The sequence below is a fragment of the Streptomyces sp. R11 genome, from assembly GCF_041051905.1.
Lineage (GTDB): Bacteria > Actinomycetota > Actinomycetes > Streptomycetales > Streptomycetaceae > Streptomyces.
In genome coordinates, this window is sequence record NZ_CP163432.1 from 4,912,013 (window position 1) to 4,938,168 (window position 26,156).

Genomic DNA, 26,156 nt, shown 5'->3' on the forward strand with positions numbered 1-26,156 from the left:
CAACAACTGGGTAATGATGCACGCGTTCGAGACGGGGCGACAGACCTGTGCGGGGGCGGGGTGCGGGGGATGTGCGGTCTGGCTGAAAGTGTCCGCAGGGCGCGCAACGAACGCAGAGAGCGCAGGGCGCACAGGGAACGTTTCCGGTGGGCCGTGGCGTTGACCTCAAGCCTGCTGCTCCGAAACCGCGAACCTAGGAGGACCATGCCCGAAACCTCGTCCGACGCCATCGTGACCTCCCTCCCGCCGCTCGCCACCCAGGCGGCACGCCTGATCGAGCTCGGGGTGCATGAGCTCGCGGGGATACCGGCCGACGAACTGCGCACCTTCGCGGCGAACGCCGGCGGCACCGAGGGCGGAGAGGGCGATGCGCTCATAGCCGTCCACCCCGACCGCGTCCCCGCGTCCGCCCTGGCCCCACTGCTCCGCCGTGACGGCAAGCCCGGCTTCGTCGTCGTCGACATGCCCGACGTCGACGACTTCGCTCCCGACACCGCCGAGCTGCCCGAGGCGCCGCTCTACGTCGTCACCGGCCTCGACCGCGGCGACCGCATGGCCAACTGGAGCCCGGAGGAGGCGCTGCCGGCCCTGACCGCGGAGGGGCGCAGTCCGCTGCTGCTCCACGAGGGCATCCACTGGGTGCTCCAGCAGCCGCCGATCCTGGAGCGCAACCGCTGCTTCATGACCATCGGCTCCCGGCTGCGCAAGCCGAACGGCACCCTGGACGCCCGTACTCCGGCGATCTGGATCAGCAACGGCACGGGACGTGACGGCCGCGAGCGGCGCGATGCCCCGAAGGTCGGCTGGTGCTGGTGGGGCAACCGCCACACATGGCTGGGGTTCGCATCGGCGACGGGCCGTGGCAGCGGGGTTCAGCGGCAGGAGTCGTAGCCGCATTCGTTTCAATTGATACCGTTTCGAGTGAATCGGCCGCTGTAGTGTGGCCTCATGCCCGCCGACGTTCCCGCTGTGCCCGCCGCCTCGCGTGCGACCGACCGTCCCGGTGACGGGTCGCCGTTCGCTCTCGGTCTGCTGCTGCGCCGGGCGCACTGGCGCGCGCAGACGGTGATGACGGAGGCGCTTCGGCCGCTCGGCATCGAGTTGCGGCATTTCGCCGTGCTCATCGTGCTGGTGGACCGCGGGCCCACGGTGCAGCGGGACCTGGCGGCGGCCACCGGGACGGACAAGGCCGGAATCATGCGGGTCGTGGACGACCTGGAGCGCAAGGGGCTGGCCGTACGCAAGGCCGTGCACGGAGACCGGCGGGTGCGGGCGGTGGAGATCACGCCTCAGGGCATCGAGCTCTTCGACGCGGCCCATGTGGCGGCGGGGCCGCGGGCCCAGAGCCTGGTCGCCGGACTGCGACCGGGCGAGGCCGAGCAGCTGAGGGAGCTGCTGACCCGGTTCGCCTATCCCGCGCACGGCGAGGCGTAAGCGCACCGGCGCACTCGCCCGACGGGCGCACGGACAGGAAGACCGACGGACGGGTGCACCGCAGCGCGCCCGTCCGCCGGTCATCCCCCGACACGCGAGCGGCACGCACGCGGCACTCACCCGGCGATGCGCTCCGCGACTTCCCTGGCCTTGGCGGCCGCGTCCGCGAAGGCGCGCGTGCGGGAGGCCTCGTAGAGGGGGACCAGTTCGGACATGGCCGGGTTGCGGGGGGCCATGGTGAGTTCCGGGACGATGAAGTCGAGGTCCAGGCCGAGCGTGCGCTTCAGGACGGCTTCCAGGTAGTTCTGCACGAACTCGAACCCCTCGCGCGGGGTGCCCGGCGCGTACGAGCCGCCGCGGCTGGCGATGACGGTGACCGGGGTGCCCTGTGCGGAAGGGTTCTCGCCCGCGGTGCGGCCGGGGAGGAGCACGTTGTCCAGCCATGCCTTGAGGGTCGACGGGATCGAGAAGTTGTGCATCGGGGCGCCGATCAGTACGGCGTCCGCCGCCTCCAGTTCCTCGATGAGCCGCACCCGCTCGGCGAACGCGGCGGACTGCTCCGTGGTGCGCTCCGACGGGGCGGTCTGGCCGGCGGACCAGGCGCCGGCCGTGATGTGCGGGACGGGGTCGGCGGCGAGGTCGCGGTAGATCACCGACCCCTCCGGGTGCTGCTCCTCCCAGGCCGTACGGAAGGCGGCCGCGACCGAACGGGACGAGGACGCCTCGCCGGGGAGCACGGACGAGTCGATGTGCAGCAGCGTGGCCATGGGCTTTCTCCAAGGGGGGCGCCCGAGGCGGGGATGCCGGGGGCTGACGGGTATGGCTTGAGATCAACCATAGTTAAACACGAGACAGTATCGAATGATACCGTCGCGACTGCAACGGAGACGGACGCACCGAGCAAAGAGGAGGCAGGCGACCTTGGACGTCTACGAGGCGGTCACGAGCCGACGGGCAGTGCGCGGGTTCACCGACCGGCAGGTCCCGAAGGAGGTGCTGGCCCGGGTGCTGACCGCCGCGGCTTGGACCCCCTCGGCGTCGAACGTCCAGCCGTGGCACGCCTATGTGCTGACCGGCGCACCGCTGGCCGGACTCAAGAAGCGCGCCGGCGAACGTGTGGTGTCGGGTGACCCCTGGGACGAGCCGGAGTACGAGCAGTACCCGCCCGATCTGAAGTCCCCGTACCGCGAGCGCCGATTCGCCTTCGGCGAGCAGCGCTACGGCGGACTCGGCATCCCCCGCGAGGACCTGGAGGCGCGCCAACGGGCCGCTGCCGCGAACTGGGACTGCTTCGGCGCGCCCGCAGCCCTGTTCTGCTACCTCGACCGTGACATGGGGCCGGCGCAGTGGTCCGACGTCGGCATGTATCTGCAGACCGTCATGCTTCTGCTGCGCGCCGAGGGACTGCACAGCTGCGCGCAGATGGCGTGGGCGAAGTACCGCAAGACCGTCGCGGAGGTGCTGGCGCCGCCGGCTGAGCTCATCCTCTTCTGCGGCATGTCGATCGGATTCGAGGACGTCACCGTGCGCGACGCCCGCACGGGCCGGGCGCCGCTCGAGGAGACGGTCACGTTCGTCCCCGGCTGCTGACAGCGGCCGCGCTCAGCGGCCGGGCGGCGCTTTCTTGCCATGCCCACCTAGTGCTGCACATGCCACATTGCAAAGACGCTCGCGACGAAAGGCATCTCATGAAGTTCGCGGTCATCGGCGGTACCGGCCTGATCGGGTCGCAGGTCGTCAGGAATCTGAACGCCGTCGGGCACGAGGCGGTGCCGCACTCGCAGTCCACCGGCGTCGACGTCATCACCGGCCAGGGACTGGACGAGGCGGTGGCGGGGGCCGAAGTCGTCGTCAACCTGACGAACTCCCCGACCTTCGACGAAGCCTCCCCGGCCTTCTTCCGGACCTCGATGGACAACCTTCTGGCCGCGGCCGCCAAGGGCCGCGCCGCCCACTTCGTCATCCTCTCGATCGTCGGCGTGGACCAGGTGCCCGAGCTGGCCTACTACCGGGCCAAGTCCCTCCAGGAGAGCGTCCTCGCGGCCGGGCCGATCCCCTACTCGATCGTGCGGGCCACGCAGTTCATGGAATTCATCGACGCCGTCATCTCCTGGACGGCCGACGGCGACACCGTCCGGTTGCCCGCCACGCCGATCCAGCCGATCGCCGCCAAGGACGTGGCGAGGGCAGTGACGGACGTCGCCGTGGGCGCCCCGCTGAACGGCATTCGCAACATCGGCGGCCCCGAGGTCTTCACCCTGGACGAGCTGGGCCGTACGACTCTGGCCCACAAGGGAGACAGCCGTACGGTCGTCACCGATCCCACCGCCGGCATGTTCGCCGTCGTCAAGGGCGACGTCCTCACCGACAAGGAAGCCCATCTGGCCCCCACCCGCTACAGCGACTGGCTCTCCTGACCCTTCGCACCGGACGCTCCGTTCGGCTCGCGCACCATGAACACGTCCACCGCATCCTCGGTCCCGACCGTGAACCCGTGCCGCTCGTACAGCCGTCGGGCCGGACTGCCCTGCAGTACGTTCAGCCGGACGCGGACGCCGTCGCGGTCACACCGCTCCAGCAGTTCGCGCAACACGTCCGAACCGATACCCCGGCCCTGAAGGTGCGGGGCCAGGTAGAAGTGCTCCAGCCATCGCTCCTGCCGTCGCTGCGGCCGCCGGCTGTCCTCGGCCGGTCGCAGCGCCACGCAGCCGGCGAAAGCGTCGTCGGCCTCGATCACCCAGGTGTGCGCCGGATCGAATCCGTCCCGCAGCCGCTGCCGCACCCGCCGCTCGTCGTACCGTCCGAGCCGCTCCAGATCCGCCCGCAGCACCACGGCGCGCAATGCGGCGACCGCCTCGACGTCGCGCGCCGATGCCGGCCGAAGCCCCCAGTCCGCCATGATCGGCACGCTATCGCGCAGGGGCTCCGGCCGGTGTCAGAGGTCCGTCGCTCCATTCACCTCCCGGCGCAGCAGGCCCCCGGCTGGCATTCGAGCACCTCGCAGAGGGCCTCGAGGGTGGTGAAGTGCACGGCCTTGGGCGCGGCCGTTCATGAGTACGGCCAGGTTGGCGGGGGTGATGCCGGCGCGGTCTGCCAATTCGCCCACGGACAGCTTCCGTTTGGCCGGCATCACGTCGATGTCGACGACGATCGGCATCAGATCACGGCCCCCACCTCGGCTTGCATCGCCGTCGCCTCGACGTCGCGCGCCACGGCCTGGGCGAGCAGCATCCGCAGCACGAGCACGATGAGCGCCACGCCCATCACCGCCGTGGCGACCCCGCCGATCAGCAGGACGACGCCCGGAGCCACCGCCTCGCCGGGGCCAGGACACACCGAGCGAGAACACCGGGAGGGAGGCCGCCGCGATCGCGCCGATCACGATGTGTACGTAGCGGAAGGCGCCGTGGGAGAACACCGTCCCGCGACGCACCATCGCCGCCAGCCGCCAGCCGCCAGCCGCAGACCACGGCCACCTGGCCCGTCAGCACGCCCAGGAACACGATCGTCAGCAGCGGGGCGCGCAGATACGCGTACTCCGGGCGGAGCCCCCTCCATGTCACTGGCCATCAACAGGGGGACGGGAGCCGTCGATGAGTTCCCGCCCCGTAAGAGGTCAAAGGGGGTACAGACATCCGACGTGCCCCTGTATAGGACATGTCTTCGAGGCGGCGGGACTTCCGCAGTACGGGACCTATGGGGCCGCCCCTCGATCGTGACCCCCGATCCCAGATCCCTACACTCGCGGACGTGAAGGGTGACGGCACTGCGCGATGGGACGGGATCACCCGTCGGTCCTCCCTGAAGGACGAATGGGCGGCCGAGCGGGACCGGCTCGCAGACGCCGCCCGGGACGGGGACTGGCGTACCGCCTTCCACGTCCTCGACAAGGAGCCCGAATGGTCCAACTGCGCGCGCCTGGACGGCCGTAGCGGCTACGCGCCCCTGCACCAGGCCGCCTGGCACGGCACCGGTGCCGGAACGGTCGAGCGGCTCCTGGAGTACGGTGCCTTCCGCACGCTGCGGGCGAGTGACGCGACCCGCCCCCTGGACATCGCCGTGTCGCGCGGCCACCACCACCTCGACGCCCTCCTGCGTCCGGAGATCCGGCACGCCCTGCCCCAGGACGTCATCGCCGGGCTGCGACAGCACCTGCACCGGCTCATTCGGTACCGGTCGGGCGGCGGCGATGACGGCGGCGGTCGCTCGGACCTGGCCACCCGGCACGCGCTGCGCCTGCCCGAGGTCGAGGCGCTGACCGAACTCGAGGTTCCCGACTGTTGGTTCCCCGTGCCGGGGATGTACGGCGGGTTCCACATCAGGCTGCGCGGCGCCGAGCTGACCGTGGACAGCTGGTGCCGCGTCGTCGGCGGCTCGGAGCGGACGGATCGTGTGACTGCGGACGGGGTGTACCTCCAGGAGGGCGAACGGCTGTGACCTGCCCGGACCAATGGAACCGGTAATCGTAAGTCCCTCGATAACACCGCGTCACACATCTTCATACATCTGCATGCATCGTCTGAATTTCTCCGGACGGGGCCGGTCATTGGATATTTTGGATAATCACCGTTGACGCATATTCCCCCGAATGCCAGATGTCCTGCCCTGTGCGGTGCTCGTTAGGTGGGCGTGACTTGGCATGAAAAACATGCAGCTGAGGCTCGTCCGCTCCGCTCGCTTCAGGCAGCTGATCAGACCACTGCGGAAGGCATCACGCACTGCTCGGATCTGCTTGAGGACTTCCTGAGAACCATCAGCCGGATGGAGAGCGAATATCTCCGGGCCACGATGGAAGGGGAAAAGTTCTAGCAATGAGGGCCGATTATGACGCGGTAGACGAACAGCCTCTTTACACTCAGCAGCTCGACATGCAGAACCTGTGGCATGTCCCCGATGCGACGATCTCGTCGTCGGGCGGCTGGGATCTGGACGAAGAGCTGGCCCAGATGCTGAACACGACGCAGGGCCTGGATCTTTCCGCCGCTCCTGTTCCCGCTCCTGCTCCGACCCCGCCGCAGGCGCACCGTGACAGGCCCCCGCCCCGGCCGGTCCATCGAAAGCGGCCTCAGCCCAGCAATCACATCCTTGCCGGAAACCCAAAGATCTTCACCGTCGGGGTCCTGGTCACACTCATCACCCTGTGTGCGGTCACGATGCTCACCTGGTCCATTTCGTATTCGTACGATCAGCTGCGCTCCATCGCGCTGCTGGTGGTGTCGCCGAATCTGGCCCATTGGTGGCCGTTGACGGTCTATGGACCGTGGCTGCTGGCGGGTCTGTCCATCTTGCGGGCTTCCGTTCAGCGTCGGACGGCCCGGCGTTCCTGGGCCGTCATGCTGATCTCCTCCGGTACCGCGGTGGCGCTGTGCATCGGCCAGTCGGCGCATTCCCTGCTGGCGATGGTGGTCGTCGGAATTCCGCCGATCACCGCCCTGGTCTGCTTCCGCGAACTCGTAGGACAGTTCTCGTCACGGCCCGGCCCCCGGCACGCGGCCGACGCGATGAACGGACCCAAGCAGCCGAAGCCGTAGGCCGCTCAGGACTGGTACGGCTGCTGCGGCCGGCCGTAGGGCTGCTGACCGCCGTGGGTGCCGTGCTGTCCGCCGGTGGCGGCCTGCGCCTGCAGCTGCTCCGCCTGCTCGCCGGTCACCTTCTGCTCCGCGCCGCAGAAGGTGCACTGCGTCGCGTACTTGGTCGAGACGGGGAACAGCGGCACGAAGAACAGCGTGAACTTCGTGACGCGCTTGCGCAGCGTGTGCGCGGAGGGGTTGCCGCACTGGCCGCACACCAGCGTCAGTATCGCCAGCTGGTAGAGGTAGCCCTTGGTGCCGAAGATGATCACGAGGTGGTCCTTCCGGAGCGGGTTCTGCCGCAAAAGTACAGCTGTCGAGCGTACGGCGACGCCCCCAGGCCCTGCGGGGCGTGGGGGCGTCGGACTGCCGTAGGGACTGCCGTGGCGGTTGCTACTTGACGGGCTGGGGCTCCGGCTCGCTCTCCGCCTCGGCGCTGCCCGCCGGGGGCTCGTCGTCCGGGACCGGGGCCTTGACCGACTCCAGCAGCAGCTGGGCGACGTCGACGACCTGGATGGACTCCTTGGCCGTGCCGTCGTTCTTCTTGCCGTTCACGGAGTCCGTGAGCATGACCAGGCAGAACGGGCAGGCCGTCGAGACGATGTCCGGGTTCACCGAGAGGGCCTCGTCGACGCGCTCGTTGTTGATGCGCTTGCCGATCCGCTCCTCCATCCACATCCGCGCACCACCGGCGCCACAGCAGAAGCCGCGCTCCTTGTGGCGGTGCATCTCCTCGTTGCGGATGCCCGGGACGCTGGCGATGATCTCGCGCGGGGGCGTGTAGATCTTGTTGTGGCGGCCCAGGTAGCAGGGGTCGTGGTACGTGATGATGCCCTCGACCGGGGTCACCGGGACCAGCTTGCCCTCGTCCACCAGGTGCTGGAGCAGCTGGGTGTGGTGGATGACCTCGTAGTCGCCGCCGATCTGCGGGTACTCGTTGCCGATCGTGTTGAGGCAGTGCGGGCAGGTGGCGACGATCTTCTTGGCCGACTTGGGCTTGCGGGACTCCTCGGTCACCTTGCCCTCGTCGTCCATCTCCTCGCCGAACGCCATGTTCAGGGCCATGACGTTCTCCATGCCGAGCTCCTGGAACAGGGGCTCGTTGCCGAGGCGGCGGGCGGAGTCACCGGTGCACTTCTCGTCGCCGCCCATGATCGCGAACTTGACGCCCGCCATGTGCAGCAGCTCCGCGAAGGCCTTGGTGGTCTTCTTGGCGCGGTCCTCCAGGGCGCCGGCGCAGCCGACCCAGTACAGGTACTCGACCTCGGTGAGGTCCTCGATGTCCTTGCCGACGACCGGCACCTCGAAGTCGACTTCCTTCAGCCACTCCAGGCGCTGCTTCTTCGCCAGGCCCCAGGGGTTGCCCTTCTTCTCCAGGTTCTTGAGCATCGTGCCCGCCTCGGACGGGAACGCGCTCTCGATCATCACCTGGTAGCGGCGCATGTCGACGATGTGGTCGATGTGCTCGATGTCCACCGGGCACTGCTCGACGCAGGCGCCGCAGGTGGTGCAGGACCACAGGACGTCCGGGTCGATGACGCCGTTCTCCTCGGCGGTGCCGATCAGCGGACGCTCGGCCTCGGCGAGCGCGGCCGCGGGGACGTCCTTGAGCTGCTCCTCGGAGGCCTTCTCCTCGCCCTCCATCGACTTGCCGCCGCCGGCCAGCAGGTACGGCGCCTTGGCGTGCGCGTGGTCGCGCAGCGACATGATCAGCAGCTTGGGGGAGAGGGGCTTGCCCGTGTTCCAGGCGGGGCACTGCGACTGGCAGCGGCCGCACTCGGTGCAGGTGGAGAAGTCCAGCAGTCCCTTCCAGGAGAACTGCTCGACCTGGGAGACACCGAAGACGTCGTCCTCACCGGGGTCGGTGAAGTCGATCGGCTTGCCGCCGGAGGTCATCGGCAGCAGCGCGCCCAGCGAGGTCTCACCGGCGGCGTTGCGCTTGAACCAGATGTTCGGGAACGCCAGGAAGCGGTGCCAGGCCACACCCATGTCGGTCTTCAGGGCGACCGTGATCATCCAGATGAAGGAGGTCGCGATCTTCAGGCCGGCGAAGAGGTAGGTGAGGTTCTGGAGCGTGGAGATGTCCATGCCCTCGAGCCACGACACCACCGGGTACGAGATGAAGAACGACGCCTCGTAGCCGTCCACGTGGTGCTGGGCGCCCTCCAGTGCGTGCAGCATGAAGATGCAGACGCCGACGATGAGGATGACGCTCTCGACGAAGTACGCCTGGCCGGTGTTGGACCCGGCGAAGCGGGACTTGCGGCCCGCCTTGCCCGGCCGGCTCAGCTGGCGGATCACGATCAGCGTGAGGATGCCGAGAACCGTCATGGTGCCGAGGAACTCGACGAAGACGTTGTACGGCGCCCAGTCGCCGATGACCGGCAGGATCCAGTCGGCCTTGAACAGCTGGCCGATGGCGTTGACGATCGTCAGCAGCAGCGAGAAGAAGCCCACCGCCACGAACCAGTGCGCGACACCCACGATGCCCCAGCGGTTCATCCGGGTGTGGCCGAGGAACTCCCTGGCCACGGTGACGGTGCGCTGCACCGGCTCGTCCGTGCGGGTGCCCGCGGGCACGTTCTGGCCGAGCCGCATGAAGTTGTAGATCTGAAGGATGGCGCGCGCGAACAGGGCCACGCCGACCACGATCAGAACCAGCGACACGATGATCGCGGCGAGTTGCATTTCGGGGCTCCTCGGGCCTGCGAGGGGTGGTTCGAGGGGGTCCTCGACATTACTAAGCGGTAACTTATGCAGTCCGTCTGAGACTACCCCCATCTTCAACCGCACTGTAGCCAGGCGCGGAGTGATGTGAGTCGCTGAGGGTTGCCTTAAGAACCGATCGTGTTATTCATCACGAAAAGGGATATACGGCACTAACCTATCCCCGTGCTTTACGGGATCGCCGCCGCCACCACCGCCCTCCTGCTCGCCGCCCTGCTCGCGGCGCTGCTCCGGCTGCCCGCCCTGCGCTTCGGCATCGTCGACCGCCGGCGCCAGCGGCCGCTGCCCCTGCTCGGCGGTGTCGCCGTCGCGCTCGTGACCTGCCTGGTGGCCGCCGCCGGGGAGTGGACGCGGTTCGCCCCGCTGGGCTCGGAGGTCATGCGGCTGGTGGTCGCCGCGGGCGCCGTCGCCGCGCTCGGGCTGGTCGCCGACGTGCGGCGGGTGAAGGCGCGGTTCCTGATCGGCGGTACGGCGGTGGCGGCGGCCTGCGTGGTGCCGTACGGCGACACCGGGATCCTGCTGGGACTGGTGGCCGTCGGCTGGATCGTTCTCGTGGCCATCGGGTTCAAGGCGCTCGACCACGCGGACGCGCTGGCCGGCACCGTCGGGGTGCTCACCGCCTTCGGCCTCGGGATCTGCGCGGCGGTCGAGGTGATGGACGAACTCGCGGTGCTGCTGAGCGTGCTGGCGGCCGCCCTGACCGGGTTCCTCATGCACAACTGGCATCCCGCGCGGATCGGGCTCGGGGCGTGCGGGTCGCTGTTCGTCGGGTTCGTGCTGGCCGCGTCCGCCGTCATCACCCGGGCCGGGCACGACCCCGTGTCGAGCGCGGCCGTGCTCTACTCGCTCACCTCCCTCGCCACCGCCGACGTACTCCTCGTGGCGCTGTCCCGCCGACTGGCCGGACGGCCGCTGCTGCGGGGCGGGCCCGACCATTTCGCCCATCGTTTGCGCCGGGTCGGCCTCACCCCGCAGGGTGGGACCGTCCTGCTGGGGGTCGCGGGCTTCTCCGGGGTGCTCGTCGGCGTCCTCGTGCACATGGGATGGATGGCGCGGTCCGGGGCGTTCTGGGTGGGAGTGGGTGCCCTCGTCACCGTATTCGCGATGCTCCACATCAAGCCGTACGGGCCTCGGCGTCAACCCTCTTTTCCCGTAGGGGGTGCTGTTCGCCCGCCCGCGCAGGCCAGATCGTCGCAGGTCGGAGCCCAGTTGCGTGTAAGGAACGGATAAGAGTTGAGTGAGGTCGACTCAGCTCTGTTGACCGGTCGCGAGCCGTCATGCACACTTGAGTCCGTTCCACTCAAGTCAGCTGGAGGAATCAACCATGGCACGTGCGGTCGGCATCGACCTGGGCACGACTAACTCCGTCGTCAGCGTTCTCGAAGGCGGCGAGCCCACCGTCATCACCAACGCCGAGGGTGCCAGGACCACGCCGTCCGTCGTCGCCTTCGCGAAGAACGGCGAGGTGCTCGTCGGCGAGGTCGCCAAGCGTCAGGCGGTCACCAACGTGGACCGGACCATTCGGTCCGTGAAGCGCCACATGGGCACCGACTGGAAGATGGAGCTGGACGGGAAGCCCTTCAACCCGCAGCAGATCTCCGCCTTCATCCTCCAGAAGCTGAAGCGCGACGCCGAGTCCTACCTGGGCGAGAAGGTGACCGACGCGGTCATCACCGTCCCGGCGTACTTCAACGACTCCGAGCGCCAGGCGACGAAGGAGGCCGGCGAGATCGCCGGTCTGAACGTCCTTCGCATCGTCAACGAGCCCACCGCGGCCGCGCTGGCGTACGGCCTCGACAAGGACGACCAGACGATCCTCGTCTTCGACCTCGGTGGCGGCACCTTCGACGTGTCCCTCCTGGAGATCGGCGACGGCGTCGTCGAGGTGAAGGCCACCAACGGTGACAACCACCTCGGTGGTGACGACTGGGACCAGCGCGTCGTCGACTACCTGGTTCAGCAGTTCAAGTCCGGTCACGGCGTGGACCTCGCCAAGGACAAGATGGCCCTGCAGCGTCTGCGTGAGGCTGCCGAGAAGGCCAAGATCGAGCTGTCCTCGTCCACCGAGACCTCGATCAACCTGCCCTACATCACCGCCTCCGCCGAGGGCCCGCTGCACCTGGACGAGAAGCTCACCCGGGCTCAGTTCCAGCAGCTGACCGCGGACCTCCTGGAGCGCTGCAAGACCCCGTTCTTCAACGTCATGAAGGACGCCGGCGTCTCCATCAACGAGATCGACCACGTCGTCCTCGTCGGTGGCTCCACCCGTATGCCCGCCGTCGCCGAGCAGGTGCGCGAGCTGACCGGCGGCAAGGACGCCAACAAGGGCGTCAACCCGGACGAGGTCGTCGCCATCGGCGCCGCCCTGCAGGCCGGTGTCCTCAAGGGTGAGGTCAAGGACGTCCTGCTCCTCGACGTGACCCCGCTGTCCCTCGGTATCGAGACCAAGGGCGGCATCATGACCAAGCTCATCGAGCGCAACACCACGATCCCGACCAAGCGGTCCGAGATCTTCACGACGGCCGAGGACAACCAGCCGTCCGTGCAGATCCAGGTCTACCAGGGCGAGCGCGAGATCGCGGCGTACAACAAGAAGCTCGGCATGTTCGAGCTGACCGGTCTGCCGCCGGCCCCGCGCGGTGTCCCGCAGATCGAGGTCGCCTTCGACATCGACGCCAACGGCATCATGCACGTGACCGCGAAGGACCTCGGCACGGGCAAGGAGCAGAAGATGACCGTCACCGGTGGCTCCTCGCTGCCGAAGGACGAGGTCAACCGGATGCGCGAAGAGGCCGAGAAGTACGCGGAGGAGGACCACGCCCGCCGCGAGGCCGCCGAGTCCCGCAACCAGGGCGAGCAGCTCGTCTACCAGACGGAGAAGTTCCTCAAGGACAACGAGGACAAGGTCCCCGGCGAGGTCAAGACCGAGGTCGAGGCCGCCGTCGAGGAGCTGAAGACCGCGCTCAAGGGCGAGGACACCGCCGAGATCCGCACCGCCACCGAGAAGGTCGCCGCGGTCTCGCAGAAGGTCGGCCAGGCCATGTACGCCGACGCCCAGGCCGCGCAGGGCGCTGCCGGCGGTCCGGAGGGCGCTGCCCCGGGCGGCAAGGCCGCTGACGACGACGTCGTCGACGCCGAGATCGTGGACGACGAGCGCAAGGACGGTGCCGCGTAATGACGGAGGAGACCCCGGGCTTCGAGGAGAAGCCCGACGTCCCCTCCGGCGCGACCCCTGACGACGCCGAGTCGAAGGCCGCCCCTCAGGAAGGGGCGGCCCCGGCCGGGGACGGAGCAGCAGACCCGGGCCTGGTGGCCCAGCTGGACCAGGTGCGTACGGCGCTCGGTGAGCGCACGGCGGACCTCCAGCGGCTCCAGGCCGAGTACCAGAACTACCGCCGCCGCGTGGAGCGGGACCGGATCACGGTCAAGGAGATCGCCATCGCGAACCTCCTGACCGAACTCCTGCCCGTGATCGACGACATCGGCCGCGCGCGTGAACACGGCGAACTCGTCGGCGGATTCAAGTCCGTCGCGGAGTCGCTGGAGACCGTCGCGGCGAAGATGGGACTGCAGGCGTTCGGCAAGGAGGGCGAGCCCTTCGACCCGACGATCCACGAGGCGCTGATGCACTCCTACGCGCCGGACGTCACCGAGACGACCTGCGTGGCGATCCTGCAGCCCGGGTATCGCATCGGCGAGCGCACCATCCGCCCCGCGCGGGTGGCCGTCGCCGAGCCCCAGCCGGGCGCGCAGACCGTCAAGGAGGAGTCTGCCGAGGCGGCCGACGACAAGGAGAGCGGTGGCCCGGACGAGGGCTGACGTTGAACTGACGAGGGACTACGGGAAGGGGGCACGTCGAGGATGAGCACCAAGGACTTCATCGAGAAGGACTTCTACAAGGTCCTCGGCGTCCCCAAGGACGCCACCGAGGCCGAGATCAAGAAGGCGTACCGGAAGCTCGCCCGCGAGAACCACCCGGACGCCAACAAGGGCAACGCCAAGGCGGAGGAGCGTTTCAAGGAGATCTCCGAGGCGAACGACGTCCTCGGCGACCCCAAGAAGCGCAAGGAGTACGACGAGGCTCGCGCCCTGTTCGGCAACGGCGGCTTCCGCCCGGGACCGGGCGGCGCGGGCGGTTCCTTCAACTTCGACCTGGGCGACCTCTTCGGAGGCGGCGCCCAGGGCGGCGGCCAAGGAGGAGCCGGCGGCTTCGGCGGCGGACTCGGCGACGTCTTCGGGGGCCTGTTCAACCGCGGCGGCACGGGTACGACCCGTACCCAGCCCCGGCGCGGCCAGGACATCGACACCGAGGTCAACCTCAGCTTCACCGAGGCGATCGAAGGTGCGACGGTCCCGCTGCGGATGTCCTCGCAGTCACCGTGCAAGGCCTGCGCGGGCACCGGCGACAAGAACGGCACGCCGCGGGTGTGCCCTACCTGCGTCGGTACCGGCCAGGTGGCGCGGGGCTCGGGCGGCGGCTTCTCCCTCACCGACCCGTGCCCGGACTGCAAGGGGCGCGGCCTGATCGCCGAGCATCCCTGCATGGACTGCAAGGGCAGCGGCAGGGCGAAGTCCTCGCGCACCATGCAGGTCCGCATCCCCGCCGGGGTGTCGGACGGCCAGCGCATCCGCCTGCGCGGCAAGGGCGCACCCGGCGAGCGCGGCGGCCCCTCCGGCGACCTGTACGTCACCGTGCACGTCGACGCGCACCCGGTGTTCGGCCGCAAGGAGGACAACCTCACGGTGACCGTCCCCGTGACCTTCACGGAGGCGGCCCTCGGCGGCGAGGTCAGGGTTCCCACCCTGGGCGGACCGCCGGTCACCCTGAAACTGCCGCCCGGCACGCCCAACGGCCGCACCATGCGGGCGCGGGGCAAGGGCGCGGTCCGCAAGGACGGCACCCGCGGCGACCTTCTGGTCACCGTCGAAGTGAGTGTTCCGAAGGACCTGACGGGGAAGGCTCGTGACGCGCTCGAGGCGTATCGCGAGGCGACCGCGGATGAGGACCCGCGGGCGGAGCTGTTCCAGGCCGCGAAGGGAGCATGAGTCAGATGGACGGTCGTCGACGCAACCCGTATGAACTGACCGAGGAGACCCCGGTCTACGTCATCTCGGTGGCGGCCCAGCTGTCCGGCCTGCACCCGCAGACCCTGCGCCAGTACGACCGCCTGGGCCTGGTGTCTCCGGACCGCACCGCGGGCCGGGGGCGCCGTTACTCGGCCCGTGACATCGAACTGCTGCGCACCGTCCAGCAGTTGTCGCAGGACGAGGGCATCAACCTCGCCGGCATCAAGCGCATCATCGAACTGGAGAACCAGGTCGCCGCGCTCCAGTCCCGGGTGGCCGAACTCCAGGCCGCCGTCGAAGGAGCCGCGGCGGCGATGCAGCAGCGCGAGGCTGCGGTGCACGCGTCGTACCGCCGCGATCTGGTGCCGTACCAGGAGGTGCAGCAGACCAGCGCGTTGGTGGTGTGGCGGCCGAAGAAGGCCAAGGACTAGCGACACGCAGCGGAAAGGGGCCCGGAGAACTCTCCGGGCCCCTTTCCCATGCCACCACCGCGTCAGGGAATCAGATCCCCGATCGCGTCCACGACCAGCATCCACATCGGCTGTGCCCCCGTGCCGAATCCCGCTGCGAGGGCGTAGCCCACGCTCACGTCCATGGCCTCCGGGGCCGCGTCCGCGCGCCACTCGGCCGAGACCTCGCCGTTGCCCTGGGAGGTGAACTCGCCGAGGCGCCGCCCGTCGCGCAGGAGGCGGCTGTCCGGCACGGAGTCGGGCAGCAGCCGCCAGACATGGCCGGCGTGCCGGACGTCGACCGCGTACGAACGCCGTGTCAGCCGCCCCTTCGCCGGGCGCACGTCCGCCTGCGTGCCGTCCACGGTGAGCGTGAGCCGGTCGCCGGCCCGGGTGCCGACGGGGATGTGCTCCTCGGCCTCGATGCCGGCGGACCGGGTCAGCACGATCCGCGGTACCGCCGCGCCCTCGACGACGACTTCGCCGAGCTCGGTGTCCAGACGGACGGTCAACGTGCCGAACCGGCTGTCCTCGACGAGGGTCTCGGTGATGACGGTCATGCGGGTGATCTTCGCAGCTCGGGTCGGTCGGTCAGGTGGCGGGTGCGGTCACCGTCCAGTCGCCCGCGGGGGTGGACTCGATGCCGTCGGCCTGCACACCCGTGACCCAGTTAGAACGACGTGGTGCCGCGCCGCGCGCCCGTGTCGAAGTACGTGAAGGCGCCGGCCGGGAGCTCGGCGAGCTTCCCGTACGCGGCGGAGGCGGGGTTCCAGCGATAGACGCGAAAGCTCTCCGCCGGGTCGGCGGACTCCTCCTCGCCCGCGCCGAGGCCGGACCACACGAGCTGGTTGCCCTCGTCGCCCTCGGCACCCGAAGCCGTCAGATGCAACGGCGAGCCGTCGGGCGTCGGCACGCTCGGCGTCATGTCGAGCTCCGTCGCGCGCACGGCCTCGACCAGATCGTCGCTCCACTTGATGGCGGAGTTCCCCTCGTCGTCCACGGCGTCGACGAAGAAGCAGACCTCGTCGCCGTCCGGGCGCGTGGTGTACGCGCAGGAGGTCTCGGAGGGGGAGACGTAGTCCACCAGGCTGCCGTGGCAGACCTGTTCGCCCTCGTCGCCCGCGTCCCACTCGACCAGCAGCCCGCCCGTGCCCCCGGCCGGATTGGAGACGGTCGTCGACACGTTCTTCCACAGGTCGATCTTGCGGGAGCCGTCGATGTAGACCCGGATGCCGTCCAGGCCGGAGGCCGAGAGGGAGAAGGGGCCACCGGAGCCGAAGCGCGACCGTCGCCGCGGCTGCGGCGGTCGTGCGTCTGGCTGGGTTCATTCGATCCTCTGGTCGAGTGCGGGACGACAGGTGGGCGTCGTCCTGAACAGGACTCGTGGCGAATGGGGTTGGTTGTACGGATCTTGGAAGCGTGTTCGATCAAAGGATCGGTGGAGGGGGTGTAACGGGTGATGCGATATGTTTCGCCATGTCTTTACATGGTCAGCGGAGCGTGGTGTTGCGCACTCGTTAAGTGATTCCGCTTGACGGTGGGGGCGGTCGACGCGTTGGCTTTTCAGTCATCTGGGCGCAATGGCGCGCCCGTGTCCCGAAGGCACCAGAAGTGAGCTCCTCTATGCGTCCCTTGCGCCCCCTGCGCCGTACTGCCACCGCCGTGGCCGCCGCGTCCACGATGACCCTCTCGCTGGCAGCGTGTGGGGCACTGGGCGTCACCGGGGACAGCAGTGAGGCGAGCCCGACCAAGGGCGACGACGTCACCGTGGGGCTGCTGCTGCCGGAGACGGCGAACACGCGCTACGACAAGTTCGACTACCCCATCATCAAGAACAAGGTCGCGGAGCTCACCGACAAGCAGGGCCAGGTCGACTACCGCAACGCGGACGCGGACGCCGAGAAGCAGGCGAACCAGCTCCAGCAGATGATCAACGACCAGGTCGACGTGATCCTTCTGGACGCCGTGGACGCCCACGCGATAGCCGACGGCGTGCAGAAGGCCAAGGACGCCGGCATCCCGGTCATCGCCTACGACCGCCTGGCCGAGGGACCGATCGACGCGTACGTCTCCTTCGACAACGAGCTGGTCGGCGAGGTGCAGGGCCGCTCCCTCATGGAGGCCATGGGCCCGAACGTCGACTCGTCCGACAAGATCGTCATGATGAACGGGTCGCCCACCGACCCGAACGCCAAGCAGTTCAAGGCGGGCGCCCTTTCCGAGCTCAACGGCTCGGTGGACATCGCCAAGAGGTACGACACCAAGGACTGGAAGCCGGAGAACGCCCAGGCCAACATGACCGAGGCGATCAAGGCCATCGGCGCGAACAACATCAAGGGCGTCTACTCCGCCAACGACGGCATGGCCGGCGGCATCATCAAGGCCCTGCAGGCCGAGGGCGTGACCGACCTGCCGCCGATCACCGGACAGGACGCCGAACTGGACGCCGTCCAGCGGATCCTGAGCGGCCAGCAGTACATGAGCGTGTACAAGTCGTACCCGCAGGAGGCCGAGAGCGCCGCGGAGATGGCCGTGGCCAAGGTTCAGGGCAAGGACATCCAGTTCGACTCCCTCACCCAGGACCAGGTCGACAGCCCGACCGCCAAGGACATCCCGGCCCTGCTGGTCCCGGTGGTCGCCCTGACCAAGAACAACATCAAGCAGACCGTCCTCGCCGACGGGATCTACGAGCTGTCGGAGATCTGCACGGGCGAGTACAAGTCCGCGTGTGCGGGGGCCGGGCTCACCAAGTAGGGCGCAGGCACGGTTCAGCGGACAGGGTCCGCCGGTCTTCCGGCGGGCCCTGTCTCGTTCTCCGGTGCGTGGTGCCGTCGCCGACGGTGAAGGGTCTGCTTTGCGAGTGCGTTCGACGGGCCGCCCCGGTCTGCCGAGGGCGTCGTCCAACTGTTCCGGCCCGTCGGGCGGTAGAGCTCGACGCCGGGGCGGCCCGGTTCCTCGGTGAGGGGTGCCGGATCAGGTCGCCGACGCAGGCGTGGAGGAGCTTGTCGTCGGCGATGCCGCTCCCGACGCGTTCGCGAGTGTGACGTGGCCCGCCTTGGCCGCGCTGAGGCTGCCGGGGCATCCGATCGCCGAGCCGGGGCGCCCAGGGCGCGACGCCGTGCTCGAAGGCAGACGGCACCCCCTGTCGGTCATCGCCCGGGCCGCCCGGCCCGCCGGCGCGCTTTGCAGCGCACAGCGCAAAGGCCGGGATTACACCCCCAGCTTGTTGCAACTCGACGGACGGAGGCCGGGAAAAACCGGGGTGTACCGGTGGTTTACGGCGTCCGTCCCGGCGGGAGCCGTGTTGCGGAGCACGGCCGGTCCGCGCATAGTTGCGCTGCGGAAGCGCGAGCGAACCGTAGGCCCGACGGGCCGAGCACGGTGGGCCTGTCGACCAGGGCCACGCCCGGCCCGGGTGTCCCGGCAGAGGTCGACACCGCGCTCCGGAGGTGAGCGAGCCGGCGAAAGGCAAGAACCGGGGGTGGATGGGGCGATGGCCGGGCACGGGACCGAGGAGCATCCCCACGGTGCCGACCGACTGTGCGACGCGGGGGATCGCGTGTACTCCCGGGCCGTACGGCGCGGCCGCGTGCCGCGCCGGGACGCGGAGCCGGTGCCCTGCCTGCTGGACCTGGCGCTGCTGCATCCCGACCCCGACGACATGGACTGGCTGGTGCCGACCGCCCCGCAGGAGGTCATGACACGGCTGCTGCGCGGGGTGTACGACGAGGTCAGCGCGAGCCAGCGGCGGGTGGGCTCGGCGGTGGCGGCGTTCGAGTGGTACGCCGGGCTCGGGCCGCAGCTGCCCCAGGCGTCCGGCGTCGAGGGCACGGCGATCCGGGTCCTGGACGGTGACTCGCGCATCCAGGGCGCGCTGGACGAGGCGACGCAGGCGTGCACCAGCCAGGTGCTGACCGTGCAGCCCGGCGGCATCCGTCCCGAGCACGAGCTGACGGAGGGGCTGCACCGGGCGATGGAGCTGCGGGGGCGCGGCGTGCGGATGCGCGACCTGTACACGCACGTGGCGCGGCACGGTCAGGGCCTGCTGAACTACCTTGAACTGATGGGCGATTCGGTGGAGGCCCGCACGCTGGACGAGGTGATCGACCGGCTGATCCTCTTCGACCGCACGGTGGCCTTCGTCCCGGCGAACGCCGACCGCACGATGGCACTGGAACTGCGGCATCCGGCGCTGGTGAACTACCTGGTCACGGTCTTCGAGCGGCTGTGGCGCCTCGCGATCCCGCTGACCGCGCCCCTGCCCGACACCGGCATCGAGGGCATTTCCCACCGCGAACAGTCCATCGCGGCGCTGCTCGCCGAGGGTCACCAGGACGCGGTGATCGCGGAGCGGCTGGGGATAAGCGTACGGACGTGCCGTGCGCACATCGCGCGCCTGTCGGAAACGCTGGGCGCGGCGAGTCGTACACAACTCGGCGTCCGTATCGCCCAGGTGGGCCTGGACCGCTCGCGGGCGTCGTCGTCGGGAGCCGCGGTGATCAGCGTGGCCGGGGTTCCCCGGGTGCCCGGGCTACCCGGTCAGGAGTCCCCGACCGGCCGGTGAGACAGCCGGGTTGAGCCCGAACCGGCTGAGCCCGAACCGATTCCTCACGGTACCCCGTCGCTCAGTTCTCGTTGTCGAGGATTCCGGACTGTGCGATGAGGAAGCCGAGTTGAGCACGGCTCCCACTGCCCAGCGCGGTGGCCAGCTTGGCGATGTGGGCCCGGCAGGTGCGCACGTTCATGCCCAGCCGGCGGGCGATCGCCTCGTCGACGTGTCCCTCCACGAGGAGCTTGGCGATGGAGTGCTGGATCTCCGTGATGCCGTCCGGCGCGGTCTCGTAGGGCGCGTGCTCGGTCAGCGGAACCGCGCGGCTCCACATGAACTCGAAGACCTTGATCAGGTAGCGGATGAGTCCGGGCTGGCGCAGCTCCAGGGCCACCTGCTGGTCGTCGCGGGTGGGGATGAAGGCGACCGACTCGTCGCAGATGATGAGGCGCTCGACCAGCTCGTCGATGGTGCGGTACTCCACCTTGCCGTCCGAGAGCTGCGCGACGTAGGCCAGCTTCCCCGGGTTGTAGCGCACCGTGTGCTGGTAGAGGGTCCTTATGCGCACGCCGCGTTCGATCAGCGGCCGGTCCCGCTCCAGGCCCTGCAACAAGCTGCTCTCCGAGATGCGGTTGCTCGGCTGGACCGTGAGCATTTCGGTCTGGCACTGGGCCGTGGCCAGGTTGAGGGCGGCGTTGATCCGCTCCCCGCCCTCCAGCACAGTGATGGAGTGCGTGCCCCCCGTCACCTGAGCGCTGAGGTCCATGAATGGCTGGAGTGCGTCGGCCAGCTCGACGGACAGCCGCCTGCGGTCGGAAATCTCCCGCTCGATGGGATTGAGCCGCTGAGCCAGAGCGACCGACGCCGGAACGGGACGCAGCCAGTTCGGGTCGTCCGCATCCGGATAGAGCAGAGCGAACTCCATCAGACAGGGGACGGACTCCACGTCGGTGCGTGCGATACGTCCCGTGCGCAGCGCGTTCGCATAGAGTCGGCCACCTTCCGCGCACATCTCGGTCATCGCATGGGGATGTATCGCTTTAGTCTGATTCGTCACCAAATCTCCACCCCCCAGGGTCCTGAACATGCAGGAACATGATGCACCGATCGTGTGGCCATGAAGTGCCCGAATGAGCCATCGTCTTACTCGACGGGGGAAGAGGGGACCTTCAAGTGAGGACGAAGCCGACTATGCGGAACAGAATGCTTCGCTCGATTCTTGTCGCCGCCTTCTCCACCGTTGTGGCCTTCGGAGTCCTGAGTGGCCTCTCGGAAGCGAAGAGCGACTCGCGAGCGGACAGTAGCTGGCCCACCCAGTCCCAGACTGTCACGATCGCCAAGGACAGTTCGTGGCCGGCCAACGCCGTGGCGAGCAGCGGCGAGCAGGAGTCGGCATGACCACCCCACCCGACGACCGCTCCTTCCGCCGAGAAATGGCCACCGCCTACCGCTCCGGCTGGCACTTCATCGACCTGGTCACCGCGATCCCCCACTCCGGTGACTCGTTGATGGTGACCGTCTTCGGGGAGCCGGTGGTCGTCACGCGGGACGAGGACGAGGACGTGCGGGCTTACCGCTGTCTGCGGCGGCCTCGGGGGGCGCCGCAACCCGTCAGGTGTGCCATCCGGTACGGAATGATCTTCGTCAATCTCGATCAGCGCGACCACCGCCTGGTGGAACCGGAGGCCCCGGCCCCAAGGACCATCTCAGCCACCCCCCGCAGTGCCTGACGCGATTCCCCCGTCGTAACAGATCGCTCAGGTGCTTCCCCCCGCAGCGGCGTCACCGTGACCTGAACACGGTGACGCCGCTGCAGTTTCCGGGGGACATTCACCCGTATCCCCCTGTTCCGGCGGTGGCCGAAACCGGTCACCCGGTATCCAGCCATCTGGAACCCGGACTCCGGGAGCCCGCCTCAGGGCTCACCCGGGTTCACCCCTGTCCCATCGCCCGCGTCAGTTCGATCTCGATCACCACGCGGTCGGGATTCGGCCGCGGCATGCGCCCGTACCGCTCCGCGTACCGGCGTACCGCCTCCGCGACCCGGTCGGGATCGTTCCGGACGTGCGCCAGGCCCTCCAGCGTTGCCCACCGCCGTCCGTCCACCTGGCAGACCGCGACCCGGGCGCCGTCCGGGCCGGCGGCCCGTACATGGCCCACCTTCGCGCTGGACTTGTTCGTGATCACCCGAGCAAGCCGCGCCTCAGGGTCGTATGTCACTCCGACGGGTACGACATGCGGGGTGAGGTCCGGGCGCAGAGTCGTCAGAGTGCACAGGTGTCTCTCCTGCCAGAAGGTGAGGTACGGCGCGTCCGGCGCGCCGGGATCCTGGGGGTATGCGGCCATGGCCCGGAACCTAGCCCTCCCAAGCCGCCCTGGACTACCTTGAGTGGAATAGACTCAACTTTGTGTACGCTGACTCAGTCAGTACTGGGAGACGCTGACGACAGGAGGAGAACGCCAACGTGGACGCCGAGCTGACCAACAGGAGCCGGGACGCGATCAACGCGGCCAGTAACCGGGCCTTGACCGAGGGGCACGCGGACCTCACGCCCGCCCATCTGCTCCTGGCTCTGCTCCAGGGGCAGGAGAACGAGAACATCATCGACCTGCTGGCGGCCGTCGACGCCGACCAGGCCTCCGTGCGGGCCGGCGCCGAGAAGGCGCTGGCCGCGCTGCCCAGCGTGACCGGGTCCACGGTCGCGCCCCCGCAGCCCAACCGGGAGCTGCTCGCCGTGATCGCGGACGCGCAGGCCCGGGCCGAGGAACTCGGGGACGAGTACCTCTCCACCGAGCACCTGCTCATCGGCATCGCCGCCAAGGGCGGCCAGGCGGGTGAGGTGCTCGCCCAGCAGGGGGCCACCGCGAAGAAGCTGCTGGAGGCCTTCCAGAAGGCCCGCGGCGGGCGACGCGTCACCACCGCCGACCCCGAGGGGCAGTACAAGGCGCTGGAGAAGTTCGGCACCGACTTCACGGCCGCCGCCCGGGAGGGCAAGCTCGACCCCGTCATCGGGCGGGACCAGGAGATCCGGCGGGTCGTGCAGGTGCTCTCCCGGCGCACCAAGAACAACCCCGTCCTCATCGGCGAGCCCGGCGTCGGCAAGACCGCCGTCGTCGAGGGGCTGGCCCAGCGGATCGTCAAGGGAGACGTGCCGGAGTCGCTGAAGAACAAGCGGCTCGTCGCGCTCGACCTGGGCGCCATGGTCGCCGGGGCGAAGTACCGCGGTGAGTTCGAGGAGCGGCTGAAGACCGTGCTCGCGGAGATCAAGAACTCCGACGGGCAGATCATCACCTTCATCGACGAGCTGCACACGGTCGTGGGCGCCGGTGCCGGCGGGGACTCCGCCATGGACGCCGGGAACATGCTCAAGCCCATGCTCGCGCGCGGTGAGCTGCGCATGGTCGGCGCCACCACCCTCGACGAGTACCGCGAGCGGATCGAGAAGGACCCCGCCCTGGAGCGGCGCTTCCAGCAGGTGCTGGTCGCCGAGCCGACCGTCGAGGACACCATCGCGATCCTGCGCGGGCTCAAGGGGCGCTACGAGGCCCATCACAAGGTGCAGATCGCGGACAGCGCGCTGGTCGCCGCGGCCACCCTGTCGGACCGGTACATCACCTCCCGGTTCCTGCCCGACAAAGCCATCGACCTCGTGGACGAGGCCGCCTCCCGGCTCCGGATGGAGATCGACTCGTCCCCCGTCGAGATCGACGAGCTCCAGCGGTCCGTGGACCGGCTGAAGATGGAGGAGCTGGCCCTCAGCAAGGAGACCGACGCGGCCTCCCTCGAACGCCTGGAGCGGCTGCGCCGCGATCTCGCCGACAAGGAGGAGGAGCTGCGGGGCCTGACCGCCCGCTGGGAGAAGGAGAAGCAGTCCCTCAACCGCGTCGGCGAGCTGAAGGAACGGCTCGACGAGGCACGCGGGCAGGCCGAACGCGCCCAGCGCGACGGTGACTTCGACTCCGCCAGCAAGCTGCTCTACGGCGAGATCCCCGCCCTCGAGCGGGATCTGGAGGAGGCCTCGCAGGCCGAGGAGGAGGCCGCCAAGAGCACGATGGTCAAGGAGGAGGTCGGCTCCGACGACATCGCCGACACCGTCGCCGCCTGGACCGGCATCCCCGCGGGCCGTCTCCTGGAGGGAGAGACGCAGAAACTCCTGCGGATGGAGGAGGAGTTGGGCAAGCGCCTCATCGGACAGGGTGAGGCCGTGCGCGCCGTGTCCGACGCGGTACGCCGCACCCGTGCCGGCATCGCCGACCCGGACCGCCCGACCGGCTCCTTCCTCTTCCTCGGCCCGACCGGCGTCGGCAAGACCGAACTCGCCAAGGCACTCGCCGACTTCCTCTTCGACGACGAGCGGGCGATGGTCCGCATCGACATGTCGGAGTACGGCGAGAAGCACAGCGTGGCCCGGCTGGTCGGCGCACCCCCCGGGTACGTCGGCTACGAGGAGGGCGGTCAGCTGACGGAGGCGGTGCGCAGGCGGCCGTACAGCGTCGTGCTGCTCGACGAGGTCGAGAAGGCCCACCCCGAGGTCTTCGACATCCTCCTTCAGGTGCTGGACGACGGACGGTTGACGGACGGACAGGGCCGTACGGTCGATTTCCGCAACGCGATCCTGGTGCTGACGTCCAACCTGGGCAGCCAGTTCCTGGTCGACCCGATCACCAGTGAGGCGGAGAAGAAGGAGCAGGTCCTGGAGGTGGTCCGGGCCTCCTTCAAGCCCGAGTTCCTCAACCGCCTCGACGACCTGGTGGTCTTCTCGGCCCTGTCGAAGGACGAGCTGGGCCGGATCGCCCGGCTGCAGATCGACCGGCTCGCCAAGCGGCTGGCCGAGCGGCGGCTCACCCTGGAGGTCAGCGACGAGGCCCTGGCCTGGCTCGCCGACGAGGGCAACGACCCGGCCTACGGTGCCCGGCCCCTGCGCCGCCTCGTCCAGACCGCCATCGGCGACCGCCTCGCCAAGGAGATCCTCTCCGGCGAGGTCAAGGACGGCGACACGGTACGGGTGGACGCCTTCGGGGACGGCCTGATCGTTGGGCCGGCCACGGGGAAGACGCTGTAACCGCGCAGAAGCTGCGGGACGGCCCGCCCCGAATCCCGGGGCGGGCCGTCGTCACTCAGTCGCGTGGTCGCGCGGTCACATGGTGAACGCGGCGAAGCGCACGAGTGCGGTGTCGGCGTCCTCGTACTCCACCCTCACCTGCACCGCGTGGGCGCCCGCGTCGGGATGGCCGCCCGGGGAGTCCAGATCGAGACACAGATCCACCTCCACGGCGCCGCAGAACTCCGTCCCGGGCGCCGGCGCGTCGGGATAGGTCTGCTGGAGCCAGCCCGGGACGTCGGCGCGCGGCATGCGGAAGGTCGCGCTGTAATGGATGTCCTGGAACCCTTGCGTCTTGCACGACCCGACCACCTCGGCGCCGTCCGGCAGCTCGGCCCCGCCGAAGTGCAGGGCGTCCGGGCAAGCGACCGTGTCGGCACCGGAGCGGGGCGGGTCGTCCGCCACCACCCACATCACCACCATGGCCATGAGGCCCGCCAGGACCAGCCCCGGCAGTGCCACGATCGCGGCGAACACCGACCACCTGGTGCGGCCTCGGCGCTCCTGTGCGCCCGCCTGTGTTCCGGACATGACCCCCGCCTTTCGCACCGGTCCGTTGCGACAGGCCAGATCATGTCAGCCGACGGCAGACAGGCCCTGTCCGGGCTTGCCACCCCCCTCCCCGCATGGGGGAGGATGGCGGAATCCGTACGAAGGGAAAATCACGGTGAGCATCGACCCGTCCTCGATCCCGAACTTCGGGGGCCAGCAGCCGGAGCCCGGGCCACCGCCCGGACCCGTTGTCCCGGATCAGGACCTCGTGAAGCAGCTCCTCGACCAGATGGAGCTGAAGTACGTCGTCGACGACGAGGGTGACCTCGCGGCGCCGTGGGAGCAGTTCCGTACGTACTTCATGTTCCGCGGCGAGGGTGACCAGCAGGTCTTCTCGGTGCGGACGTTCTACGACCGGCCCCACAAGATCGACGAGAAGCCCCTGCTTCTCGAGTCGATCGACGACTGGAACCGCCGGACCCTGTGGCCCAAGGTCTACAGCCACACGCACGACGACGGCACCGTCCGCCTGATCGGCGAGGCACAGATGCTGATCGGTACCGGCGTGAGCCTGGAGCACTTCGTCTCGTCGACGGTCAGCTGGGTGCGGGCCGCCATCGAGTTCGACAAGTGGCTCGTCGAGCAGCTCGGCCTGGAGCAGGAGATCAACGAGGCGGACAAGCCCGAGGACGACGAGGAGTAGTCCTCGACACCCGGATTCGGCAGAGCCCGGCCAGGGCACCGGCCATCACGGTCGCGTGCCGGG

At 69.1% G+C, this 26,156-nt stretch carries 26 protein-coding genes and 1 pseudogene; 16 read left to right on the forward strand and 11 right to left on the reverse strand.

Annotated elements, in window-relative coordinates:
• The first annotated feature begins 204 nt into the window (after positions 1–204).
• Positions 205–891, forward strand: a complete 687-nt coding sequence (locus tag AB5J55_RS22755; RefSeq protein ID WP_369272433.1) for a DUF5701 family protein — start codon at positions 205–207, stop codon at positions 889–891.
• 57 nt (positions 892–948) lie between these two features.
• Entirely contained in the window at positions 949–1,434 is a 486-nt protein-coding gene (locus tag AB5J55_RS22760; RefSeq protein ID WP_369272434.1) for a MarR family winged helix-turn-helix transcriptional regulator, read from the forward strand.
• Between the two features lie 116 nt (positions 1,435–1,550).
• Here AB5J55_RS22760 and AB5J55_RS22765 read toward each other — a convergent pair whose 3' ends face one another.
• Complete coding sequence (locus tag AB5J55_RS22765) at positions 1,551–2,201, reverse strand: FMN-dependent NADH-azoreductase (RefSeq protein WP_369272435.1); 651 nt, start codon at positions 2,199–2,201, stop codon at positions 1,551–1,553.
• 154 nt (positions 2,202–2,355) lie between these two features.
• Between AB5J55_RS22765 and AB5J55_RS22770 the strand changes: the two genes are divergently transcribed.
• Together AB5J55_RS22770 and AB5J55_RS22775 are read left to right on the forward strand one after the other, a co-directional pair.
• Positions 2,356–3,024: a nitroreductase gene (locus tag AB5J55_RS22770; protein WP_369272436.1), complete on the forward strand. Its 669-nt coding sequence runs from the start codon at positions 2,356–2,358 to the stop codon at positions 3,022–3,024.
• Positions 3,025–3,122: 98 nt separating this feature from the next.
• Positions 3,123–3,851 (forward strand): SDR family oxidoreductase, encoded by a 729-nt coding sequence (locus tag AB5J55_RS22775; RefSeq protein ID WP_369272437.1) that lies wholly within the window; start codon positions 3,123–3,125, stop codon positions 3,849–3,851.
• Here the strand turns inward: AB5J55_RS22775 and AB5J55_RS22780 are convergent.
• The 3 genes and pseudogenes from AB5J55_RS22780 to AB5J55_RS22790 form a co-directional block, all read right to left on the reverse strand.
• A complete protein-coding gene (locus tag AB5J55_RS22780; protein ID WP_369272438.1) occupies positions 3,830–4,333 on the reverse strand; it encodes a GNAT family N-acetyltransferase in 504 nt (167 codons plus the stop codon). The genes AB5J55_RS22775 and AB5J55_RS22780 overlap by 22 nt on opposite strands.
• 56 nt (positions 4,334–4,389) lie before the next feature.
• Positions 4,390–4,591: pseudogene (locus AB5J55_RS22785) on the reverse strand (helix-turn-helix domain-containing protein).
• On the reverse strand, positions 4,591–4,770 hold the full coding sequence (locus tag AB5J55_RS22790) for a DUF2975 domain-containing protein (protein WP_369272439.1): 180 nt from the start codon (positions 4,768–4,770) through the stop codon (positions 4,591–4,593). The pseudogene AB5J55_RS22785 and the gene AB5J55_RS22790 overlap by 1 nt, the downstream one beginning before the upstream one ends.
• Positions 4,771–5,184: 414 nt before the next feature.
• Here AB5J55_RS22790 and AB5J55_RS22795 point away from each other — a divergent pair, with 414 nt between their 5' ends.
• Both AB5J55_RS22795 and AB5J55_RS22800 read left to right on the forward strand, forming a co-directional pair.
• Positions 5,185–5,871 carry an ankyrin repeat domain-containing protein gene (locus AB5J55_RS22795; protein ID WP_369272440.1) on the forward strand — a complete coding sequence of 229 codons (687 nt, stop codon included), beginning with the start codon at positions 5,185–5,187 and terminating at the stop codon, positions 5,869–5,871.
• A 374-nt stretch (positions 5,872–6,245) separates the two neighbouring features.
• Positions 6,246–6,965, forward strand: coding sequence for a DUF2637 domain-containing protein (locus AB5J55_RS22800; RefSeq protein ID WP_369272441.1), 720 nt, complete (start codon positions 6,246–6,248; stop codon positions 6,963–6,965).
• Between the two features lie 5 nt (positions 6,966–6,970).
• Here the strand turns inward: AB5J55_RS22800 and AB5J55_RS22805 are convergent, their stop codons facing one another.
• Positions 6,971–7,276: a zinc-ribbon domain-containing protein gene (locus AB5J55_RS22805; RefSeq protein WP_369272442.1), complete on the reverse strand. Its 306-nt coding sequence runs from the start codon at positions 7,274–7,276 to the stop codon at positions 6,971–6,973.
• Positions 7,277–7,397: 121 nt separating this feature from the next.
• Entirely contained in the window at positions 7,398–9,692 is a 2,295-nt protein-coding gene (locus tag AB5J55_RS22810; protein ID WP_369272443.1) for a (Fe-S)-binding protein, read from the reverse strand.
• Between the two features lie 204 nt (positions 9,693–9,896).
• Here AB5J55_RS22810 and AB5J55_RS22815 point away from each other — a divergent pair, with 204 nt between their 5' ends.
• The 5 genes from AB5J55_RS22815 to AB5J55_RS22835 all read left to right on the forward strand — a co-directional run bounded on the left by AB5J55_RS22815 (position 9,897) and on the right by AB5J55_RS22835 (position 15,229).
• Complete coding sequence (locus tag AB5J55_RS22815; protein ID WP_369272444.1) at positions 9,897–10,961, forward strand: MraY family glycosyltransferase; 1,065 nt, start codon at positions 9,897–9,899, stop codon at positions 10,959–10,961.
• Positions 10,962–11,055: 94 nt separating this feature from the next.
• Complete coding sequence (dnaK, locus tag AB5J55_RS22820) at positions 11,056–12,906, forward strand: molecular chaperone DnaK (protein ID WP_369272445.1); 1,851 nt, start codon at positions 11,056–11,058, stop codon at positions 12,904–12,906.
• The gene (gene grpE / locus AB5J55_RS22825; RefSeq protein ID WP_328425405.1) at positions 12,906–13,550 is read left to right on the forward strand and encodes a nucleotide exchange factor GrpE; all 645 of its coding nucleotides are present in this window, start codon (positions 12,906–12,908) and stop codon (positions 13,548–13,550) included. Before dnaK ends, grpE begins: the two co-directional genes overlap by 1 nt.
• Positions 13,551–13,592: 42 nt before the next feature.
• Positions 13,593–14,777, forward strand: a complete 1,185-nt coding sequence (gene dnaJ / locus AB5J55_RS22830) for a molecular chaperone DnaJ (RefSeq protein ID WP_369272446.1) — start codon at positions 13,593–13,595, stop codon at positions 14,775–14,777.
• Positions 14,778–14,782: 5 nt separating this feature from the next.
• Entirely contained in the window at positions 14,783–15,229 is a 447-nt protein-coding gene (locus tag AB5J55_RS22835; RefSeq protein WP_037706704.1) for a heat shock protein transcriptional repressor HspR, read from the forward strand.
• Between the two features lie 62 nt (positions 15,230–15,291).
• Here the strand turns inward: AB5J55_RS22835 and AB5J55_RS22840 are convergent, their stop codons facing one another.
• Together AB5J55_RS22840 and AB5J55_RS22845 are read right to left on the reverse strand one after the other, a co-directional pair.
• Positions 15,292–15,807: a hypothetical protein gene (locus AB5J55_RS22840; protein WP_369272447.1), complete on the reverse strand. Its 516-nt coding sequence runs from the start codon at positions 15,805–15,807 to the stop codon at positions 15,292–15,294.
• Positions 15,808–15,917: 110 nt separating this feature from the next.
• On the reverse strand, positions 15,918–16,430 hold the full coding sequence (locus AB5J55_RS22845) for a hypothetical protein (protein ID WP_369272448.1): 513 nt from the start codon (positions 16,428–16,430) through the stop codon (positions 15,918–15,920).
• A 440-nt stretch (positions 16,431–16,870) separates the two neighbouring features.
• On the opposite strand from AB5J55_RS22845, the gene AB5J55_RS22850 reads away from it, so the two are divergent.
• Both AB5J55_RS22850 and AB5J55_RS22855 read left to right on the forward strand, forming a co-directional pair.
• Complete coding sequence (locus AB5J55_RS22850) at positions 16,871–18,001, forward strand: sugar ABC transporter substrate-binding protein (RefSeq protein ID WP_369272449.1); 1,131 nt, start codon at positions 16,871–16,873, stop codon at positions 17,999–18,001.
• A gap of 739 nt (positions 18,002–18,740) precedes the next feature.
• A complete protein-coding gene (locus AB5J55_RS22855; protein WP_369272450.1) occupies positions 18,741–19,811 on the forward strand; it encodes a LuxR C-terminal-related transcriptional regulator in 1,071 nt (356 codons plus the stop codon).
• Positions 19,812–19,872: 61 nt separating this feature from the next.
• Here AB5J55_RS22855 and AB5J55_RS22860 read toward each other — a convergent pair whose 3' ends face one another.
• Positions 19,873–20,817 carry a helix-turn-helix transcriptional regulator gene (locus AB5J55_RS22860; RefSeq protein ID WP_369272451.1) on the reverse strand — a complete coding sequence of 315 codons (945 nt, stop codon included), beginning with the start codon at positions 20,815–20,817 and terminating at the stop codon, positions 19,873–19,875.
• Positions 20,818–21,190: 373 nt separating this feature from the next.
• Here AB5J55_RS22860 and AB5J55_RS22865 point away from each other — a divergent pair, with 373 nt between their 5' ends.
• The gene (locus AB5J55_RS22865) at positions 21,191–21,526 is read left to right on the forward strand and encodes a hypothetical protein (protein WP_369272452.1); all 336 of its coding nucleotides are present in this window, start codon (positions 21,191–21,193) and stop codon (positions 21,524–21,526) included.
• A gap of 202 nt (positions 21,527–21,728) precedes the next feature.
• On the opposite strand, the gene AB5J55_RS22870 is transcribed toward AB5J55_RS22865, so the two are convergent.
• The gene (locus tag AB5J55_RS22870) at positions 21,729–22,142 is read right to left on the reverse strand and encodes a pyridoxamine 5'-phosphate oxidase family protein (protein WP_369272453.1); all 414 of its coding nucleotides are present in this window, start codon (positions 22,140–22,142) and stop codon (positions 21,729–21,731) included.
• Positions 22,143–22,261: 119 nt separating this feature from the next.
• Here AB5J55_RS22870 and clpB point away from each other — a divergent pair, with 119 nt between their 5' ends.
• Positions 22,262–24,859, forward strand: a complete 2,598-nt coding sequence (gene clpB, locus AB5J55_RS22875; RefSeq protein WP_369272454.1) for an ATP-dependent chaperone ClpB — start codon at positions 22,262–22,264, stop codon at positions 24,857–24,859.
• A 75-nt stretch (positions 24,860–24,934) separates the two neighbouring features.
• On the opposite strand, the gene AB5J55_RS22880 is transcribed toward clpB, so the two are convergent.
• The gene (locus AB5J55_RS22880) at positions 24,935–25,429 is read right to left on the reverse strand and encodes a hypothetical protein (RefSeq protein WP_369272455.1); all 495 of its coding nucleotides are present in this window, start codon (positions 25,427–25,429) and stop codon (positions 24,935–24,937) included.
• Positions 25,430–25,565: 136 nt separating this feature from the next.
• Here AB5J55_RS22880 and AB5J55_RS22885 point away from each other — a divergent pair, with 136 nt between their 5' ends.
• Complete coding sequence (locus tag AB5J55_RS22885) at positions 25,566–26,093, forward strand: YbjN domain-containing protein (protein ID WP_328425384.1); 528 nt, start codon at positions 25,566–25,568, stop codon at positions 26,091–26,093.
• Positions 26,094–26,156 lie beyond the last annotated feature (63 nt).

What these genes read in the sequence shown, in the direction of transcription:
- AB5J55_RS22880 (WP_369272455.1), bottom strand. Translation starts at nt 25,429, where the DNA reads ATGTCCGGAACACAGGCGGGCGCACAGGAGCGCCGAGGCCGCACCAGG.
- AB5J55_RS22865 (WP_369272452.1), top strand. Translation starts at nt 21,191, where the DNA reads ATGACCACCCCACCCGACGACCGCTCCTTCCGCCGAGAAATGGCCACC.
- AB5J55_RS22780 (WP_369272438.1), bottom strand. Translation starts at nt 4,333, where the DNA reads ATGGCGGACTGGGGGCTTCGGCCGGCATCGGCGCGCGACGTCGAGGCG.
- AB5J55_RS22775 (WP_369272437.1), top strand. Translation starts at nt 3,123, where the DNA reads ATGAAGTTCGCGGTCATCGGCGGTACCGGCCTGATCGGGTCGCAGGTC.
- AB5J55_RS22760 (WP_369272434.1), top strand. Translation starts at nt 949, where the DNA reads ATGCCCGCCGACGTTCCCGCTGTGCCCGCCGCCTCGCGTGCGACCGAC.
- AB5J55_RS22835 (WP_037706704.1), top strand. Translation starts at nt 14,783, where the DNA reads ATGGACGGTCGTCGACGCAACCCGTATGAACTGACCGAGGAGACCCCG.
- AB5J55_RS22860 (WP_369272451.1), bottom strand. Translation starts at nt 20,817, where the DNA reads ATGACCGAGATGTGCGCGGAAGGTGGCCGACTCTATGCGAACGCGCTG.
- AB5J55_RS22840 (WP_369272447.1), bottom strand. Translation starts at nt 15,807, where the DNA reads ATGACCGTCATCACCGAGACCCTCGTCGAGGACAGCCGGTTCGGCACG.
- AB5J55_RS22850 (WP_369272449.1), top strand. Translation starts at nt 16,871, where the DNA reads ATGCGTCCCTTGCGCCCCCTGCGCCGTACTGCCACCGCCGTGGCCGCC.
- AB5J55_RS22755 (WP_369272433.1), top strand. Translation starts at nt 205, where the DNA reads ATGCCCGAAACCTCGTCCGACGCCATCGTGACCTCCCTCCCGCCGCTC.
- AB5J55_RS22810 (WP_369272443.1), bottom strand. Translation starts at nt 9,692, where the DNA reads ATGCAACTCGCCGCGATCATCGTGTCGCTGGTTCTGATCGTGGTCGGC.
- grpE (WP_328425405.1), top strand. Translation starts at nt 12,906, where the DNA reads ATGACGGAGGAGACCCCGGGCTTCGAGGAGAAGCCCGACGTCCCCTCC.
- AB5J55_RS22765 (WP_369272435.1), bottom strand. Translation starts at nt 2,201, where the DNA reads ATGGCCACGCTGCTGCACATCGACTCGTCCGTGCTCCCCGGCGAGGCG.
- AB5J55_RS22855 (WP_369272450.1), top strand. Translation starts at nt 18,741, where the DNA reads ATGGCCGGGCACGGGACCGAGGAGCATCCCCACGGTGCCGACCGACTG.
- dnaK (WP_369272445.1), top strand. Translation starts at nt 11,056, where the DNA reads ATGGCACGTGCGGTCGGCATCGACCTGGGCACGACTAACTCCGTCGTC.
- AB5J55_RS22870 (WP_369272453.1), bottom strand. Translation starts at nt 22,142, where the DNA reads ATGGCCGCATACCCCCAGGATCCCGGCGCGCCGGACGCGCCGTACCTC.
- dnaJ (WP_369272446.1), top strand. Translation starts at nt 13,593, where the DNA reads ATGAGCACCAAGGACTTCATCGAGAAGGACTTCTACAAGGTCCTCGGC.
- AB5J55_RS22800 (WP_369272441.1), top strand. Translation starts at nt 6,246, where the DNA reads ATGAGGGCCGATTATGACGCGGTAGACGAACAGCCTCTTTACACTCAG.